We start from the raw sequence: 16,423 nt of genomic DNA, 5'->3' as shown, positions 1-16,423 counted from the left end.
AAGCGCTCTCCCGGCAAACGCACAAGGTTGTGCGGCAGGGATGCGCGCCTTTCAGGATGGTCAGAGCAGCTTGCCGGGATTCATCAGTCCCTGCGGGTCGAGCGCCTGCTTGACGGCGCGCATCAGCGAGAGTTGCGCAGGGTCGCCGAGGCGTTCCAGTTCGTCGCGCTTCATCTGGCCGATGCCGTGCTCGGCCGAGATCGAGCCGCCCCATTCCGTCACCAGATCGTGGACGTAACGGCTGATGTCCTTGGCGGTGGTCGCCTGCCAGGCGGGGCCATCGGTCACGGCAGGGGCGATGACGTGATAATGCACGTTGCCGTCGCCGAGGTGCCCGAAGGCGACGGCCTCGGTGCCCGGCCACTTCGCCTCGATCATCGGTGCGGTGGCCTCGACGAAATCGGGCATCTTCTCGACCGGCACCGAGATGTCGTGCTGCACGGCGGGGCCGCGCTCGCGCTCGGCGGGGGAGATCGATTCGCGGATCAGCCAGAACGCTTCGGCCTGCGCCTCGTTGGCCGCGAAGACCGCGTCTTCCAGCAGTTCGGCTTCGAAGGCCTCGGCCATCATTTCCTCGCAGCGCTCGCGCAGGGCATCGGCGTGCGCGCGGTCGGCGACGACCTCGATCAGCACATGCCAGGCGTGGGCCTCCGCCAGCGGGCGGCGGGTATCGGGCATATGGTCGCACACCGCATCGAGGCAGTGCTGCGGCAGCACCTCGAAGCCTTCCAGCGCCTCACCCACCGCGCGCTCGCAATGGAGCAGCAGGCGGCGCGCATCGCCGAGGTTCTGCGTCGCCGCCCAGATCACCACGCGGTCCGAGAACATCGGCACCAGTCGCAGCGTTGCCGCCGTGACGATGCCCAGCGTGCCTTCCGAGCCGATGAAGAGCTGCTTGAGATCGAAGCCGCGGTTGTCTTTCTTCAGCGGGGTGAGGGCGTTGAACACCTCTCCTGTGGGCGTGACGGCCTCCAGCCCTGCCACCAGCGCGCGCATCGAGCCGTGGCGCAGCACTTGCGTGCCGCCCGCGTTGGTCGAGATCAGCCCGCCCACCGTGGCCGAGCCCTTGCCGCCAAGCGACAGAGGAAAGCGCAGGCCTTGTGCTTCTGCCGCTTCGTGGAGCGTCTGGAGAATGACGCCTGCGCCACAGGTGACCTGCCGCGCATCGGTGTCGATGGCCCCAAGCGTGTTCAGCCGTCGCAACGAGAGCAGGATAGCATGGCCGCTGCTGTCGGGTGTCGCGCCGCCCGACATGCCGCTGTTGCCGCCTTGCGGAACGATCGGCACTTCGGCTTCGGCGCAGAGCTGCACCAGCGCGGCGACTTCGGCGGTGTCGGCGGGCGAGGCGAGGGCCAGCGCCTTGCCGGTGTAGCGTCCGCGCCAGTCGGTGAGCCAGGGGGACAGCAGATCAGGATCGCGGGTAAAGCCACGCGGGCCGAGCAGGGCTTCGGCGCGGGCAAGGAAAGTCCGTGTGTCGATCGTGTCGCTCGGTATCGTCATGATGCATCTATGGCACAGCAGTTCTGCGCGTACAGCCCCGCGCTGTCATGGCGGCCTTTTCGGGATTGCCACGGGCATTAAGCGATGGTTCAACCTGCAACCGTATGCCGGAAGAAAGTGTGGCGCCGCACAGGCGGGATGCCGCCATGATTTTCAGGGATGTGATTTTCAGGGACTGCATCTGACGCGATGAATTCGGCCATTGCCCTGCTTTTTCCATTTGCGCTGCTGTTCCCGTCTGCAGGCGGGCCGGTCGGTGAAGAAGTCTCGCGTCTGGTCGATTCATCTCCGGCGGCTGGCGGTGCTGTGGTCGCGGGAGGCTTTGCCGATGGCGATGCCTTGCCCATGGGCGCACCGCAATTGACCGCGTTCGACAGTGTGGCGCCGCAGCCTTCGTTCCAGTTGCGTATCGAGCAGCGCATGACGATTCGCATCACGCCGCAGTCGCCCGCGCCGATCCCGCCGGATCGCTTCCTTTCGCTGCCCAATGGGCGTATCGGTCCGGGGTATACCGAGCGCAAGATCGGTGACTGTCTGCCGATTTCAGGAATTGAGGCAGTGCGTCCCGATCGCGACAGTCGCCTGCTGCTGTTTATGCGGGACGACAATATCGTCAGCGCCGAACTGGAGCGCAGCTGTCGTGCACGGGATTTCTACCTCGGTTTCTACATGTCGCGCACGCCGGACGGGCGCTTGTGTGTGGGGCGGGATCATCTCCTTTCGCGCAGCGGCATGAGCTGTGCGCTGACGAGGATTCGCCTGCTCGTCCCCAAAGATCCGTAAGCGTCGGGGAAAAGGGAGTGCCGAATCGCTGCTGTCGCGTGCATTTTTGGGAAATTCCTTGACTTTTCGGGTGCTCTGGCCATAGGGGCCGGGTGACGTGCATGTTGCTCGTCGCGGGTCGCATCCGCTGCCAACGGGCCTTCGGGGCGGTTTGGCAATGGCACGGCGGCTCTGCTTTTTCAGTTTTTCCGGAAAATTTCCCGCTTATGAGCTTTGCCGATCTCGGCCTGTCTGACGAATTGCTGCAAGTGGTCGAAGCCGCTGGGTATACCGAGCCGACTCCGATCCAGGCGCAGGCCGTCCCCTCCGTGCTGATGATGCGCGATCTTATCGGCATCGCGCAGACCGGCACCGGCAAGACCGCGGCCTTCGTGCTGCCGATGATCGATATTCTGGGGCATGGCCGCCGTCGTGCGCTGATGCCGCGCTCGCTCATTCTGGAGCCGACGCGCGAACTCGCCGCGCAGGTCGCCGAGAATTTCGAGAAGTACGGCAAGAACCACGACCTCAAGATGGCGCTGCTGATCGGCGGCGTGCAGATGGGCGATCAGGTGAAGGCGCTGTCTGAAGGTGTCGACGTTCTGATCGCGACGCCGGGCCGTCTGATGGACCTGTTCGAGCGCGGCAAGATCCTGCTCACCGGCTGTGAACTGCTCGTCATCGATGAGGCAGACCGCATGCTCGACATGGGCTTCATTCCCGATATCGAGAGCATCTGCTCCAAGCTGCCCACACAGCGCCAGACGCTGCTGTTCTCGGCAACGATGCCGCCGCCGATCGAGAAGCTGGCCGCGAAGTTCCTCTCGAATCCCAAGAAGATCGAGGTGGCCCGCGCTGCGACCACCAACGTCAACATCGCCCAGCACAAGATCGCCGTACCCTCGCGCAAGAAGCGCGAAGTGCTGCGCCATTTGCTGAAGACGGATAACGTCAGCACCGCGATCATCTTCTGCAATCGCAAGACCACCGTGCGCGATCTCAACAAGAGCCTGCAGCGCTACGGCTTCGCCAGCAGCGAGATCCATGGCGACATGGATCAGCCCGCGCGTCTGGCCGAACTGCAGCGTTTCAAGGATGGTGTGGTGAACATCCTCGTCGCCTCGGACGTCGCTGCGCGCGGTCTGGACGTGAAGGGTGTGAGCCACGTCTTCAACTTCGACACGCCCTGGCACCCGGACGATTATGTGCATCGCATTGGTCGAACGGGCCGTGGCGGTGCTTCTGGCCGCGCGTTTACGCTCTATTCGCCCGAAGATGCTGAGGCGATCGAGAACGTCGAGAAGCTGACCAAGTCGAAGATTCCGGTGTTCACTATCGACGGTTCGGACGAGCCGGAGATGGGTGAGGAGGCGCCAGCACGTCGTGGTCGTCCGGTGTCGCCGAAGGCGGAAGAGCGCAAGCCCGTCGCGAAGCGTGGCGCTGCTCGCAAGGACGAGGCACCGCGTGGCGATGATGTGCCGCGCAAGGCGGAAAAGCCACGACATCTGGAAGAGGCCCCGCGCCGTCCTGCACGCCATGATGAACCGCGTCAGGCTGAAAGGCGAGGCGATCGCCGCCGTGATCGTCATGTCGATCCGGAGCCTGCGGATGGTGGCTGGAATGGCCCTGTGCCCCAGTTCCTGCACGTCTCTGCGCTAAACTGACGTGATTGCGGGAGGAATTGTTTCCTCTCGTATTTCATCGATGTTGCGGATTAGGAACGCGTTTACGATCGTGTTGCTACAATCGATGCGCATCTGGAAAGAACGCTCGTAGGTCGGGCGCTGCAGGTGCGGAGGGCGCACCTATGCCGGAATTGTTGCAGCGTTCATCGGGCCATCGCATTCTGTTCTGGAGCGAATGCGGGTTCATCAGCATCATGGCGATCCGCGCACTCGTGGTCTTCGGACCGGTTCTCCCGCATCATCCGGAAGTCGGGCTGTTTCTTGCGGCCGAAATTATCAGCATGGTGCTGGTGCTGACGCAGCGCAAAGGCGTGGTCTCCCCCCGAGCCTGGCCGCAGTTCCTGGGCTTCGTCGGCAGCAGTTTGGCGCTATTGATCCGCGAAACCAGCGAACAGATGGCGCCTGAAGCTGTTACCAGCCTGATGATCTTTGCCGGTGCAATGATTTCGATCGGCGCCAAATTGAGTCTCGGACGCAGCTTTGGGATCGTCCCTGCCAATCGCGGTGTTCGTACCATCGGCCTTTATCGGGCGGTGCGCCACCCGATGTATCTGGGCTACATGGTGACGCATGCAGGTATGCTGCTCCTGTTTCCGTCCATCTGGAACATCGCCCTCATCGGCACCTGCTGGCTGCTGCTGGTGCTGCGCATTCGCGAAGAGGAAAAAGTGCTCATGCTCGACCCGGACTACCGGGCTTATGCCGAGCAGGTCCGATCACGTCTGCTGCCCGGCATCTATTGATCCGTCCGTGCCCTGAGCGGCACCCTTCGTTCAGGGCTTATGATCTGCTTTTGCAAAATCGGTGAGCAACGGATCGGGGCCAAGCCTGGCGGTGCCATCGGGCTCGAAGGTCATGATATCCGATTTCCCGGGAGCCATTGTGGTCCAGCGCGCAAGGTGTGAGGTCGCTGCGCCTGGCGGGTTGGGATTGCCGGTCTTGATGAAGCTCACGAGATAGCGGCTGATTGTGGCCCCCACCGCGTTGTCGCGCGCTGTCGTCCTGTCGCCGTAGCGCAAGTCCTGCGTGTCGAAGAAGAACGGAATATCGGTGGCGTGGCCTGCGCCCGGCGCATCGAGGCTCTGGGCGACATACGAGAAGCGATAGGCATAGACCGGCACACCCGCGCTGGCGAGTTCACCGGCGATGTCATGGGCCCCCTTGATCATGAAGCCGGTGTCGCCGCCCATGTCGGCCCCGGTCGCGCCGATCATTACCGGAACATGGGCATAATTCCCCGATGCGTAGGCGGCCTTCACGTCGATACTCAGTTTGCCGTCGATAATCGGCGAACTGAAGGTCTTGGGGCCGGGTTTGGGCTGGAACAACTGCATCATGCTGAGCCCGTCGGTGACTTGTTCAGCACTCAGGGTGCGCAGCTTGGCCAGTGCCTGCGGGTCGTCGGGGGCGATACCGTTGGCGCTCGCGAAGTTCACGCCGACCTGTTCGGCACCGGGCAGCGTCGCATCGCCGAGTGTCGAGCCGTCGCCGCCTGACATGACGACGGCGCGCTGGAACAGGCCCCTGGTCATCGGCGAGGTGACGAGCGTGTTCACCGAGAACCCGCCCGCGCTTTCGCCCATGATCGTCACGTTCGCCGGATCACCGCCGAACGCCGCGATATTGTGCTGGACCCAGCGCAGCGCGGCCAACTGGTCCATCGTACCATAGTTGGCGAGCAGGCCGTGGTCGGGATCGGCCCTGGTCAGTTGCGGGTGCGCGAAAGTGCCGAAGCGGCCGAGGCGGTAGTTGAAGCTGAAGAACAGCACGCCCTGCTTTGCGAGGCGCGCGCCGGTGTAGGTCGGCGGCGAGGCGCCGCCGTTCACGAAGCCGCCGCCATAGATCCACACCACGACGGGCAGCTTGCCCTTGGCCGCGACCGGTCGCCAGACGTTCGCATAGAGGCAGTCCTCTGCGGGCGGTGTGCCGAGCGGCGCGGCATCGCCGGGGAAGGGCTCCTGCATGCAATCATGCGCATAGGCGCCGGCATCGCGCACGCCCTGCCATGTCGCGGCGGGCTGCGGTGCCCGCCAGCGCAAGGGGCCGACCGGCGGCGCGGCGAAGGGAATGCCTTTCCAGCTTTCCACGCCGTCCGCCACCGTGCCTTTCAGGCTGCCCTCGGCAATCTTGACGATGGGGGCGGCAGGCACTTTCGCGCAGGCCGCGCCGGGCAGCACCGTGAAGGCGGCCAGAGCGGTCAAAAGCGGGCGGGCGAGGAACGATGAGCGCATAAGGGCAATCTCTCCAGTCGTTTGGCCGCACCATAGCGCGGTTCCGCGATGAAGCGAGTGTATGCGCGCAACCTTATTTGCCTTGCCGCGAATCGGCGCGTTTTACGCCGGTCAGGCCGGTTTGACGAAGCTGTCGATCACGCGCTTGCGCCCGGCCTGCTCGAAATCGATCTCCAGCTTGTTGCCTTCCTGTTCGGCGACAGTGCCGTACCCGAACTTCTCGTGAAACACGCGTGCGCCCACCGCGATGTCGGTGCGCGGCTTGGCGGCAAAGCTGGCAGCGCTGCGGGTGCTTTCGGCCACGCGCTTGGGTGCCGTCTCGAAGCTGGCCGCGGCGGCGCGCTGCCAGCCGGGGCCGCGCGTGATGATGCGCGAGGGCTGGTTGCGGGCAACGTCGGCGAAGGGATCGGCATGCTCGCTCCACTGCGCGCGCCATAGCGAGGCGCCGCCCGACAGCGTGGTCTCGCTCTCGACGTGATCCTCGGGCAGTTCGGCGATGAAGCGCGAGGGGATCGAACTGGTCCACTGGCCATAGATGCGCCGGTTCGCGGCGTGCAGGATCGTGCACTTGCGCCGCGCCCGCGTGATCGCGACGTAGGCGAGGCGGCGTTCCTCCTCCAGACTGGCGAGCCCGCCTTCGTCGAGCGCGCGCTGCGAGGGGAACACGCCCTCCTCCCAGCCGGGCAGGAACACGTTGTCGAATTCCAGCCCCTTGGCGCCGTGCATGGTCATGATCGTGACCTTTTCCTCGTCCGCCGCGCTCTCGTTGTCCATGACGAGGCTGACATGCTCAAGGAAATCGCCGAGGCTCTCGTATTCCTCCATGGCGCGCGCGAGTTCGACGAGGTTTTCGAGGCGCCCGTTGGCCTCGGGCGTCTTTTCGGCCTGAAGCGCGTCGGTATAGCCGCTTTCGTCGAGGACGAGGCGCATCAGATCTGCCGGGCTGGTGCTCGCCTCCAGATCCCGCCAGCGGGCGAAGTCGCGCATCAGCGACAGGAAGGTGTTGCGCGCGCGGGCCGGAAGCTCATCGCTATCGGCGATCTCGATGGCGGCGCGGGCGAGGGGGATGCCGCCCCGACGGGCAAGGCTGTGCAGCTTCTCCAGCGCCTTGGCGCCAAGGCCGCGCTTGGGGGTGTTGTAGATTCGCTCGAACGCGAGGTCGTCCGCCCCTTGCGCAATCACGCGCAGGTACGCCAGCGCGTCGCGGATTTCGGCGCGTTCATAGAACCGGAAGCCGCCAACGATGCGATAGCGCATGCCGATGGAAATGAAGCGGTCCTCGAACTCGCGCGTCTGGTACTGCGCGCGCACGAGAATGGCGATCTGGTCGAGCGGGGCTCCTTCGCGTTCCAGCCGCTCGATCTCGTCGCCCACCCGGCGCGCTTCCTCGGGCGCGTCCCAGACGCCGATCACACGTACCTTCTCGCCCGCATGGCGCTCGGTCCACAGCGTCTTGCCGAGGCGCTGGGTGTTCTCGTCGATGAGGCCCGAAGCGGCGGCGAGGATCTGCGGCGTGGAGCGATAGTTCTGCTCCAGCTTGATCACCTTGGCGCCCGGAAAGTCCTTTTCGAACTTGAGGATATTGGCCACTTCGGCGCCACGCCAGGAGTAGATCGACTGGTCGTCGTCGCCCACCACGCAGATGTTGCGGCGGGCCTGTGCCAGCAGGCGCAGCCACAGGTACTGGACCTGATTGGTGTCCTGATATTCGTCCACCATCACGTACTTGAAGCGCTGCTGGTACTGCTCCAGCACGTCGCGATGCTTGCGCAGGATGTTGAGCATGTGCAGCAGCAGATCGCCGAAATCGCACGCGTTCACCGCGCGCAGGCGATCCTGATAGAGCTGGTAGAACTTCTGCCCCTTGCCGTTGGCATAGGCCTCGTTCTCGCCCGCATCGAGATCGGCGGGGTTGAGGCCGCGGTTCTTCCAGCGGTCGATGCAGCCTGCCAGCTGCTTGGCGGGCCAGCGCTTCTCGTCGATGCCTTCGGCCTGAATCAACTGCTTGAGCAGGCGTAGCTGATCGTCGGTGTCGATGATCGTATAGTTCGATTCGAGGCCCACCAGTTCGGCATGGCGGCGCAGCATCTTGGCGGCGATGGCGTGGAAGGTGCCCAGCCACGGCATGCCTTCCACCGCCGGGCCGATCAACTGGCCGACGCGCTCGCGCATCTCGCGCGCGGCCTTGTTGGTGAAAGTGACGCACAGGATCTCGCTCGGCCACGCCAGTCGCGCATGGACCAGATGAGCGAGGCGGCGGGTGAGCGCCGCGGTCTTGCCGGTGCCCGCGCCCGCCAGCATCAGCACCGGGCCTTCGGTGGTCAGCACCGCCTCGCGTTGCGGCGCGTTGAGGCCGTCGATCAGCGGGTCGCCCGAAGCGGCGTCAACGGGCGAAATGGAAAAGGCATGAGGGTCGGTCACAGGTGAACAACTAGGGAACGGATGAACGCTGTGCAAGGCTGCTTCGTCGCGATGCGAGCAAGTTCCGGCGGAGCGAGGGAGGGGCATCCCGGCGCATATGCGGGAACTTCCGGAGGGGCTCCCGCATTGCAACAGGCAGACAGGGGTTGTTGAAGAGAACTCGGAGACAACGATGAAGTTCAATCGAATCACAGCCTTCGCGCTGGCCGCCGCAACGATCTCGTTCACAGGCGTTGCCTATGCGGAAGGGATGAACTCGCAGCACGCCACCGTAACGCAGCGCCCTACCGTAACACAGCGTGATGCCCATGGCCGCGCGACGCAGGTTCAGGTCAATGGCCAGAACTACGCGGTGTGTACGAAGAACGTGCAGGACGGCTGCATCAACCCGCGTTCGGCGGGGCTGCACTTTGGTAACGTGCCGCTCGATCACTGGCCGGGCCAGCCTGCCAGTGACATGACGTCTGGTGATGGTCAGGGCGGATAAGGCGCTCGCTTTTCCGACAAAGAAAAAGGGCGCTCCTCGTGGGGCGCCCTTTTCGTATGACCTTCAGGCTTCTGCCGGGCTGTCATCCGCAGCGACCCGCCGCAGCAGGTGCAGCCGCGCCTTGCCGACATCGCGCTGGGCGTCGAGTTCGAAGCCCCGGATCGAGACGGCTTCCTTGGCCGAGGTTTCCAGGCTCACCCAGGTCTGTTCGCCGATCCAGCCGAGCCGCGCCAGCTTGTCGATCGCGACCTGCCCCGCGCCGGTGTCATAGGGCGGGTCGAGCAGCACGAGGTCGAGCGGCGCTTTCGCAGGCCCCAGCGCCAGCACCGAGGACGCGCGCACATCGCTGATGCCTTGCGCTTTCAGGTTGGCGATATTGCTGCGGATTGCGCGGATCGCGGCGGCGTCCTGATCGACGAACAGGCAATGTGCCGCCCCGCGCGACAGCGCTTCGAGGCCCAGCGCGCCCGAGCCTGCGAACAGGTCTGCGACTTTCAGGTCCTCGAACGAGCCGAGGCGGCTGGCGAGCATCGAGAACAGCGTCTCGCGCGTGCGGTCCGCCGTCGGGCGAGTCGCCTCGCCCTCGGGCGCGGCCAGCTTGCGCCCGCGCCACTGCCCGGAAACGATACGCAGGCCGGTGCTCTTTGCGCCTGCTTTCGAATTGGCCGCCTTCGGAGCTAACGGCTTCACTTGCCGCTCTCCAGCGAGTTGCGGAAGCGTTCCAGCGCGGCGGGCGGCACTTCGTAGGCCAGACCCTTGGGCAGATCGGCCAGTACGAAGGGACCGTAGGCGGTGCGCAGCAGGCGGCTGACTTCCAGCCCCAGATGCTCCAGCACGCGGCGCACTTCGCGGTTCTTGCCTTCGGTCAGCGTCAGTTCGATCCACTGGTTGCGACCAGTGCGGCGCTCCATGTTGGCGTCGATCTTGCCGTAGTGAACGCCGTCGATCTCGATACCCTCGATCAGCGCTTCGAGCTGGGGCTGGGTGATGTCGCCGAAGGCGCGGGCGCGATAGGTGCGCGGCACCGCGCTGGAGGGAAGCTCCAGCTGGCGCTTGAACTCGCCGTCGTTGGTCAGCAGCAGCAGACCTTCGGTGTTGTAATCGAGGCGACCCACCGGGATCACGCGCCCGGTGCCTTCGGGCAGGGCGTTGCGCAGCGCGGTGTAGATCGTCGGACGGCCCATCGGATCGCGCTCGGCGGTCAGCAGACCCGCAGGCTTGTGGAACACGAACAGGCGCGTCGCTTCGGGCGCGCCGACCGGCTGATCGTCGACGGTCACGCCGGTCAGGTCGGTGAGGACGGTCGAGGGCGCATCGATCACCTCGTCCCCGCGCTTGACGCGGCCCTCGGCGATCAGACGCTCGGCATCGCGACGGCTGGCGACGCCTGCGCGGGCGAGCAGCTTGGCGATGCGCTCGCCCTCGCGCTCGGGCAGGTTCGGATTCTTGGGCGTCGGGCCGGTCGGGCGCGAGGTCTTGTGGGGCGCGGTGCGCAGATCCGGACGGACCGAGGGGCGCTTGTCATTGTCGCGATAGGGCTTGGCATAGGCAGAACCCGCTCCGCGCAAGGGTGCGCTCGGACGCGAAAGGTTGCCGTCCCGGCGGGGGGCGTCACCGTCGCGGCGCGGAGGGCGCGCGCCTTCGCGGCGTTCAGCGCCGTGAGTCCGCGAGCCGCCGCGCTCTCCGGCAGCATGCGCCGCCCAGGGACGTTCGGATGACCCCTGTTCGTTCGGGATGCGCTCCTGCGAGCGTCCTTCGCCGGAAGGACGGGCACGCGCTGGCCGGTCCGAATGCGAGCGCTCGGAGTAGGGGCGTTCCGGGCGACCACGATCGTCGCGATAGGGACGCTCGCCGTAAGGGGCGCGTTCGTTGCGCGTGTGAACGCCGCCCATCGAGGCGCTGCGGATGGGAGCACCGCGCGACGCGCCGCTGCCGGCCTCGTTCTCGGCGCGATTGCCCCGGCGTTCATCGCCGCGGCGGTGTGCCCCGCGCTGTTGCTCTTCGCGGGCGCGGCGCCGGTCGCCGAAGCGGGCAGGGGCTTTGTCTGCGGGAGCGGAGCGCTCGCTGCGGCGTGGGCCGCGATTTCCGGCCCGTCCCTCATCGCGTGAAGGGCGTTCGGTGCTGCGCGCATCGTCGCGCGCGTTGCGATCCCGCGCCGCGCGCTCGTCGCGGCCCAGGCGGCGCTCGTCCCGGCGCTCGTCCCGGTGGGCGTCGCGGCGATCCTCGGAGCGCCCGCGTGAGGAGGCCTGACGATCCCGGCTATCCCGGTCACGGCCTTCGGAGGCGCGCTCGTCACGGCCTCTGCCGCTGCGCGAACCGGCTCCGCGTGCGCCTGCACTTGTACCGGCATGGGCGCCATTGCCATTACGCGGCGCACCGGGGCGCTTCGGGCCGTTCGATTTATAGGGTGGTTTGGACATGGCTTGCGCCATACCTGTTGATCGCCTTCGCTTCCAGCCTTCCCATGACGTCAATTGGCTTTACCGTGATCGTTCGCACCGACGCAGCCATGGAGAATCGCGCAGATGTCCGAAGCCCCCGCCGCACGCAAACGCGGCTGGCATTCGCTGGGGATGGCTCTGGCCAACCGCAAGACGGCCTTCATGCTTATCTTCGGCTTCGGCTCGGGCCTGCCTTTCGCGCTGTTTCTGGGTACGCTCTATGCCTGGCTGAGCGAAGCGGGCGTCGATCTGGAAACGATGGGGGTCTTTTCGCTTATCGGTCTGGCCTATGCCTTCCAGTTCCTGTGGTCGCCGCTGCTCGACCGGATGGACATTCCCGCCTTGCGCAAGCTGGGCAAGCGCAAGCAGTGGATCGTGCTGGCGCAAGTGCTGCTGGGTGCGATCCTTGTGACGCTGAGCGTGCTCAATCCGAAGACCGATCTCGGCTGGTTCTCGCTGCTGGCCGCGATCGGTGCCTTCGCCTCGGCGACGCAGGATATCGTCATCAACGCCTGGCGCATCGACATCGCCGACGAGGAAGCGACGATCGACGTGCTCTCGACGATCTATCAGATGGGCTACCGCATGGCCTCGCTCGTCGGGGGCGCGCTGGGCCTCATTCTGGCGGCACGGATCGGCTGGCCGGAAACGTATCTGCTGATGGGAGCCGTACTGCTGGTGATCGGCATAGCAGGCCTGTTCGCCCCCGATGCCGAGGCCAGCGGGCCGACCGCCGAGGAGCAGGACGCCATGCTCGACCTGAGGCGCGCAGGCGAGCTTGATCCCGTGGTTCGCCTGCGTGCGCTGCTGGTGGTGGGCGCGCTGTGGGCCGCAGCGCTGGTCGCGGTGATCGTGTTCATGGTCAAGTCGATGACGGCTCCGGTCGGCGAGCGCCCCGATCCCACCGCTTTCATCACCACCGGCGGCCCGCTGATCGTGATCGCCACGATTGTGCTGCCCGCGCTTGTTGCAGGATGGCTGGTCGCCCAGCGCAAGCGTGGACGCCATGTGCTGGAAGCGGACCTTCCCGGTGGGCCGGGGCATGTCTCGATTGCCGACCATCTCTACCGGGCGCTGTTGTTGCCGCTGGTGGAATTCGTCGGGCGTCTGGGCTGGTCGCTGGTGCTGATTCTGGCGCTGGTGCTGACCTACCGCATCTGCGATGCGATCTGGGGCACGTTCGCCTATCCCTTCTATCTGGGCTATCTGAAGTACAGCAACGATGAGGTGGCGATCGCCTCGAAGTTCTTCGGCGTGGGCGCCACAGTGCTGGGGCTGGCGCTGGGAGGCGGTCTGCTGACGGTGCTGGGGCGTATGCCCACGCTGCTGCTGGGCGCCGTGCTCGCTGCGCTGACCAACCTGCTCTATGCCGATCTGGCCTCGGGCGGCGCGCATATGGCGATTCTGGCGCAGTGGACCGGCATGACCCGCATGGTCGAGGCGTTCGGCGGAGAGCCGCGTCTTGCCAATCTGATGATCACTATCGGGATCGAGAATCTGGCGACCGGTATCGCGTCTGCCGCCTATGTGGCGTGGTTGTCCTCGATCGTTGCCAAGGGATACAGCGCCGTACAGTACGCCCTGCTGTCGTCGCTGACGATGCTGGTGGGCACGCTCGGGCGCGGCGCGCTGGGGCAGATGATCGCCGATCAGGGTTATCATGCGATGTTCGTCTTCGTGACGTGGATCGGCGGGTTTGCCATCGTGCTGTGCGCGCTGGAGTGGTGGCGTTTGGCACGGGCGGCGCGACGGCTGGCGAGGCTTTAAGGCGCGCAACCCGCTGCCGGTTCGGCGGTTGTGTCCCTGATCTCAGCCTGTAGGCTGGCTTCGAGGGGACATGATCGATGCGGGTGAATTACGGATACGAAAATGCCCGAGCCTGCATGGCGCTTGCAGCTTGCGCCGTTTTGGCGGCAGAGCCTGCGCCGGTCGCTGCGCAGGCCTCGCGCGATCTGCTGACGACGGCGGCGTTTGGTACGAACGACAAGGCCAGGGCACTCCAGCTGATCGCGCAGGCGACGGCCAATGCCGACCGGGCGCTTGCTGTGCATCCCACAGATCGCGAGTCCGCTCTCTAGCGCGCCGTGGCCATCGGCTATCGCGGCAAGCTGCTGCGCAGCCGCTCCGAAGTGATGGCCTCGCTCGTCGCGTTCAAGGCTCTGCTGGCGCAAGACCCGCGCAATCCCGACGTGCTGATGGCGATCGCGGCGTGGCATCTGGGCGCGGTGGACCAGCTTGGCGGCCTTCTGGCCCGCGCCGCGCTCGGCGCGCGCCGGGACGAGGGGCTGGCGGCGATGACGCGCGCGGTCGAGCTTGGCGGCAACGAGGCGTTCTATCCGGGCATCGCTGCGCTGCTGCAGATCCGCAGCGATCCCAAGACCGTGGCGAAAGCCCGCCGTCTGGCGGAGATCGCCGCAGCGGCACAGGTCTCCGATCCCCTCGATTCGGTGATGAAGCGCGCCGCGCAGACGATACTGCCCAGCTTGCGGGCAGGCGATGGCAAGGCCGCTGCGGCGCTGGCGCTCAAGCTGTTGCCGTTCGGCAGGCTGGAGACCTGACGGCGCGTCGCGTTAGTCCGGTATCTCGTCGTTGGCGCGCAGGACTTCGCCCGAAAGGTAGAGCGAGCCTGCGATCAGCACCGGCAGGCCGTCATCGGGAAGGGCCGCAAGCGCGGCTTCCACGCTGGGCGCGGCTATCGCTTCGGGACCGAAAGCGCGCGCCTCGTGCATGTCATGACCGGGGACCGGCACGGCGCTGAGGCTCGCCAGGCTCGCCTCCAGCGGTTCGGTGAGCGCACGCGGATCCTTGTTCGCCAGCATGCCGATCACAAGGTGCAGGCGTTGGCCTGCAAAGTGGCGGGCGATGGCAAGTCCCGCATCGGGGTTGTGCCCGCCGTCCAGCCAGACCTCGCGAGCGCCCGCGTGGGCCACGAGCGGTCCTGCGGAAAGGTGCTGCAACCGGGCAGGCCAGCGTGCGGCGCGGATGCCTTGCGCCATGGCCTCGGGCGAGACGGTCACGCGGTCCTGATGGCGCAGCATGGCGACGGCAAGCGCGGCGTTCTCGGCCTGATGAAGTCCCGGCAGGCCGGGCAGCGGCAGGGTGAGCGCGCCGAAGCGATCCGAATAGTCGATGACCTCGGTGACGCTGGCGTCCCAGTCGGTGCCGCGCATGTGCAGCGGCGCGCCCGCGTTCAGGGCAGCGCGTTCGATTTCCAGCCGTGCGGCCTCGGGGTAGGACAGGGTGCAGAGCGGTGAGGGGCCGCGCACGATGCCCGCCTTCTCGAACGCGATGCGCGCCAAGGGCTCTTGCGGCACGCCGGGCTCGGGGCGCAGCAGGAAGGCCTCATGATCGATGCCGAGCGTGACGATGCCGAGCGCGGCGGCATTGTCGATCACGTTGGTCGCATCGAGGCGTCCGCCGAGGCCGACTTCGATCACGCAGGCATCGGCAGGCACGCGCGCGAAAGCAAGGAAGATCGCCGCCGTCGTCACTTCGAAGAAGCTGGGCGACAGGTCTTCGCCTGCGTCCAGCACTTCGGCCAGCAGATCGGCCAGCATCGCGTCGGACACCAGCTCTCCGGCCAGCCGGATACGCTCGTTGTAGCGCACCAGATGCGGCTTGGTGGCCGAATGGACCTTCAGCCCTTGGGCCTCCAGCATGTACCGCAGGTAGGTGCAGGTCGATCCCTTGCCGTTGGTGCCCGCGACATGGAATACCGGGGGCAGGCGCTTGTGCGGATCGCCGAGGCGTTCCAGCAGTTCGTGGATTGTCTCCAGCCCGAAGCGTCCCTGCGGCAGGCTGAGCGCGCCCAGCCGGTCAAGCTGGGCCTGAACCTCGGGGCTGTCCGAGACCGCGAAATCGCGCAAAGGGCGATCCTCAGGCGGTTTCGCGCGCGGTGTGAACCGCGTCGGAAAGCGCGGCGGTCAGCTCGCGAAGCGCGGTGGGGGCGTTGTCGCCATGCTGCTTCACCAGATCGATGAAGGCCGAACCGACGACCACGCCGTCCGCTACCTTTGCAATGGCGGCCGCCTGCTCCGGCGTGCGCACGCCAAAGCCCACCGCGACCGGTAGCGAGGTGCTCGCCTTGATGCGCGTCACCGCGTCCTCGATCGAGCTTTGCGCGGCCTGCTGCATGCCGGTGATGCCTGCGACCGAAACGTAGTAGAGGAACCCGGCCGAGCCTTCGAGCACGCTGGGCAGGCGGGCGGCATCGGTGGTGGGTGTCGCCAGCCGGATCGGGGCAATGTCCGCGCCGCGCAGTGCCGGGCCGATCTCGGCGTCTTCCTCGGCGGGAATGTCGACGCAGATCACGCCGTCTACCCCGGCCTTGGCACATTCGGCGGCGAACCAGTCAGGCCCGCGCGCGATCATCGTGTTGGCATAGCCCATCAGCACCAGCGGCACCTGCGGGTGACGCGTGCGGAACTCGCTCGCCATGCGGAAGACGTCGGCGGTCTTCGTGCCCTTGTCGAGGCTGCGGATGTTCGCTTCCTGGATCGCGGGGCCATCGGCCATCGGATCGGTGAAGGGCATGCCCAGCTCGATCACGTCGGCCCCGCCTGTGACCAGCGCGTCGAGGTTGGCGGCGGTATCGCCGTCACCTGCGGTGATGAAGCAGACGAGCGCGGGGCCCTTGGCGAATGCGGTTTCGAAGCGGGTCATTTCAAATCGTTCCTGTGCGGTCATTTAAGACCATCCGGCTTTGGATTTTGGCCAGCGGCGGTCGAAGAAGCGTCCGCCATAGTTGGAAAGGAGCGCGCCTATTCCGCCGCAGATCGCACCGCTCCATTCGTGTGCGAAATGTGGGAGAAAGAGTTTCATGGGCCAGATGAAGGCCCAGTAGATGGCGAGAAAGGCGGCGACCCCTGCTAACAGCTTGGCCAGCGCCCGCTTCAT

15 protein-coding genes are annotated in these 16,423 nt (G+C 66.0%); 7 read left to right on the top strand and 8 right to left on the bottom strand.

Features of this window, described 5'->3' with window-relative positions; all coding sequences use genetic code 11:
• Positions 1 to 60: 60 nt before the first annotated feature.
• Positions 61 to 1,500: an FAD-binding oxidoreductase gene (locus AC3EC3_RS06920; protein WP_488488867.1), complete on the bottom strand. Its 1,440-nt coding sequence runs from the start codon at positions 1,498 to 1,500 to the stop codon at positions 61 to 63.
• 189 nt (positions 1,501 to 1,689) lie between these two features.
• On the opposite strand from AC3EC3_RS06920, the gene AC3EC3_RS06915 reads away from it, so the two are divergent.
• From AC3EC3_RS06915 to AC3EC3_RS06905, 3 genes are all read left to right on the top strand, one after another.
• On the top strand, positions 1,690 to 2,283 hold the full coding sequence (locus tag AC3EC3_RS06915) for a hypothetical protein (RefSeq protein WP_488488866.1): 594 nt from the start codon (positions 1,690 to 1,692) through the stop codon (positions 2,281 to 2,283).
• 206 nt (positions 2,284 to 2,489) lie between these two features.
• Positions 2,490 to 3,926: a DEAD/DEAH box helicase gene (locus AC3EC3_RS06910; RefSeq protein ID WP_488488865.1), complete on the top strand. Its 1,437-nt coding sequence runs from the start codon at positions 2,490 to 2,492 to the stop codon at positions 3,924 to 3,926.
• Positions 3,927 to 4,069: 143 nt separating this feature from the next.
• The gene (locus AC3EC3_RS06905) at positions 4,070 to 4,690 is read left to right on the top strand and encodes a methyltransferase family protein (protein ID WP_488488864.1); all 621 of its coding nucleotides are present in this window, start codon (positions 4,070 to 4,072) and stop codon (positions 4,688 to 4,690) included.
• A 30-nt stretch (positions 4,691 to 4,720) separates the two neighbouring features.
• Here AC3EC3_RS06905 and AC3EC3_RS06900 read toward each other — a convergent pair whose 3' ends face one another.
• Positions 4,721 to 6,178, bottom strand: a complete 1,458-nt coding sequence (locus AC3EC3_RS06900) for a carboxylesterase/lipase family protein (protein WP_488488863.1) — start codon at positions 6,176 to 6,178, stop codon at positions 4,721 to 4,723.
• Positions 6,179 to 6,289: 111 nt separating this feature from the next.
• Positions 6,290 to 8,575, bottom strand: a complete 2,286-nt coding sequence (locus tag AC3EC3_RS06895; RefSeq protein ID WP_488489223.1) for an ATP-dependent helicase — start codon at positions 8,573 to 8,575, stop codon at positions 6,290 to 6,292.
• A 196-nt stretch (positions 8,576 to 8,771) separates the two neighbouring features.
• On the opposite strand from AC3EC3_RS06895, the gene AC3EC3_RS06890 reads away from it, so the two are divergent.
• Positions 8,772 to 9,086, top strand: a complete 315-nt coding sequence (locus AC3EC3_RS06890) for a hypothetical protein (RefSeq protein WP_488488862.1) — start codon at positions 8,772 to 8,774, stop codon at positions 9,084 to 9,086.
• 63 nt (positions 9,087 to 9,149) lie between these two features.
• Here the strand turns inward: AC3EC3_RS06890 and rsmD are convergent, their stop codons facing one another.
• A complete protein-coding gene (gene rsmD, locus AC3EC3_RS06885) occupies positions 9,150 to 9,719 on the bottom strand; it encodes a 16S rRNA (guanine(966)-N(2))-methyltransferase RsmD (RefSeq protein WP_488489222.1) in 570 nt (189 codons plus the stop codon).
• A gap of 53 nt (positions 9,720 to 9,772) precedes the next feature.
• Positions 9,773 to 11,506, bottom strand: coding sequence for a pseudouridine synthase (locus tag AC3EC3_RS06880; protein WP_488488861.1), 1,734 nt, complete (start codon positions 11,504 to 11,506; stop codon positions 9,773 to 9,775).
• Positions 11,507 to 11,611: 105 nt separating this feature from the next.
• Here AC3EC3_RS06880 and AC3EC3_RS06875 point away from each other — a divergent pair, with 105 nt between their 5' ends.
• From AC3EC3_RS06875 to AC3EC3_RS06865, 3 genes are all read left to right on the top strand, one after another.
• Positions 11,612 to 13,294 carry an AmpG family muropeptide MFS transporter gene (locus tag AC3EC3_RS06875; RefSeq protein WP_488488860.1) on the top strand — a complete coding sequence of 561 codons (1,683 nt, stop codon included), beginning with the start codon at positions 11,612 to 11,614 and terminating at the stop codon, positions 13,292 to 13,294.
• Positions 13,295 to 13,410: 116 nt separating this feature from the next.
• The gene (locus AC3EC3_RS06870) at positions 13,411 to 13,605 is read left to right on the top strand and encodes a hypothetical protein (RefSeq protein WP_488488859.1); all 195 of its coding nucleotides are present in this window, start codon (positions 13,411 to 13,413) and stop codon (positions 13,603 to 13,605) included.
• 6 nt (positions 13,606 to 13,611) lie between these two features.
• Positions 13,612 to 14,085, top strand: coding sequence for a hypothetical protein (locus AC3EC3_RS06865; protein ID WP_488488858.1), 474 nt, complete (start codon positions 13,612 to 13,614; stop codon positions 14,083 to 14,085).
• 12 nt (positions 14,086 to 14,097) lie between these two features.
• Here the strand turns inward: AC3EC3_RS06865 and AC3EC3_RS06860 are convergent, their stop codons facing one another.
• From AC3EC3_RS06860 to AC3EC3_RS06850, 3 genes are read right to left on the bottom strand one after another with little or no spacing between them, the layout of a single operon-like run.
• Positions 14,098 to 15,393: a bifunctional folylpolyglutamate synthase/dihydrofolate synthase gene (locus AC3EC3_RS06860; RefSeq protein WP_488488857.1), complete on the bottom strand. Its 1,296-nt coding sequence runs from the start codon at positions 15,391 to 15,393 to the stop codon at positions 14,098 to 14,100.
• A gap of 10 nt (positions 15,394 to 15,403) precedes the next feature.
• The gene (gene trpA / locus AC3EC3_RS06855) at positions 15,404 to 16,189 is read right to left on the bottom strand and encodes a tryptophan synthase subunit alpha (protein WP_488488856.1); all 786 of its coding nucleotides are present in this window, start codon (positions 16,187 to 16,189) and stop codon (positions 15,404 to 15,406) included.
• A gap of 24 nt (positions 16,190 to 16,213) precedes the next feature.
• Positions 16,214 to 16,423 (bottom strand): hypothetical protein, encoded by a 210-nt coding sequence (locus AC3EC3_RS06850; RefSeq protein ID WP_488488855.1) that lies wholly within the window; start codon positions 16,421 to 16,423, stop codon positions 16,214 to 16,216.

This window comes from Novosphingobium sp. BAM6 (assembly GCF_057784955.1).
This window is presented reverse-complemented; position numbering and strand designations above follow the sequence as displayed.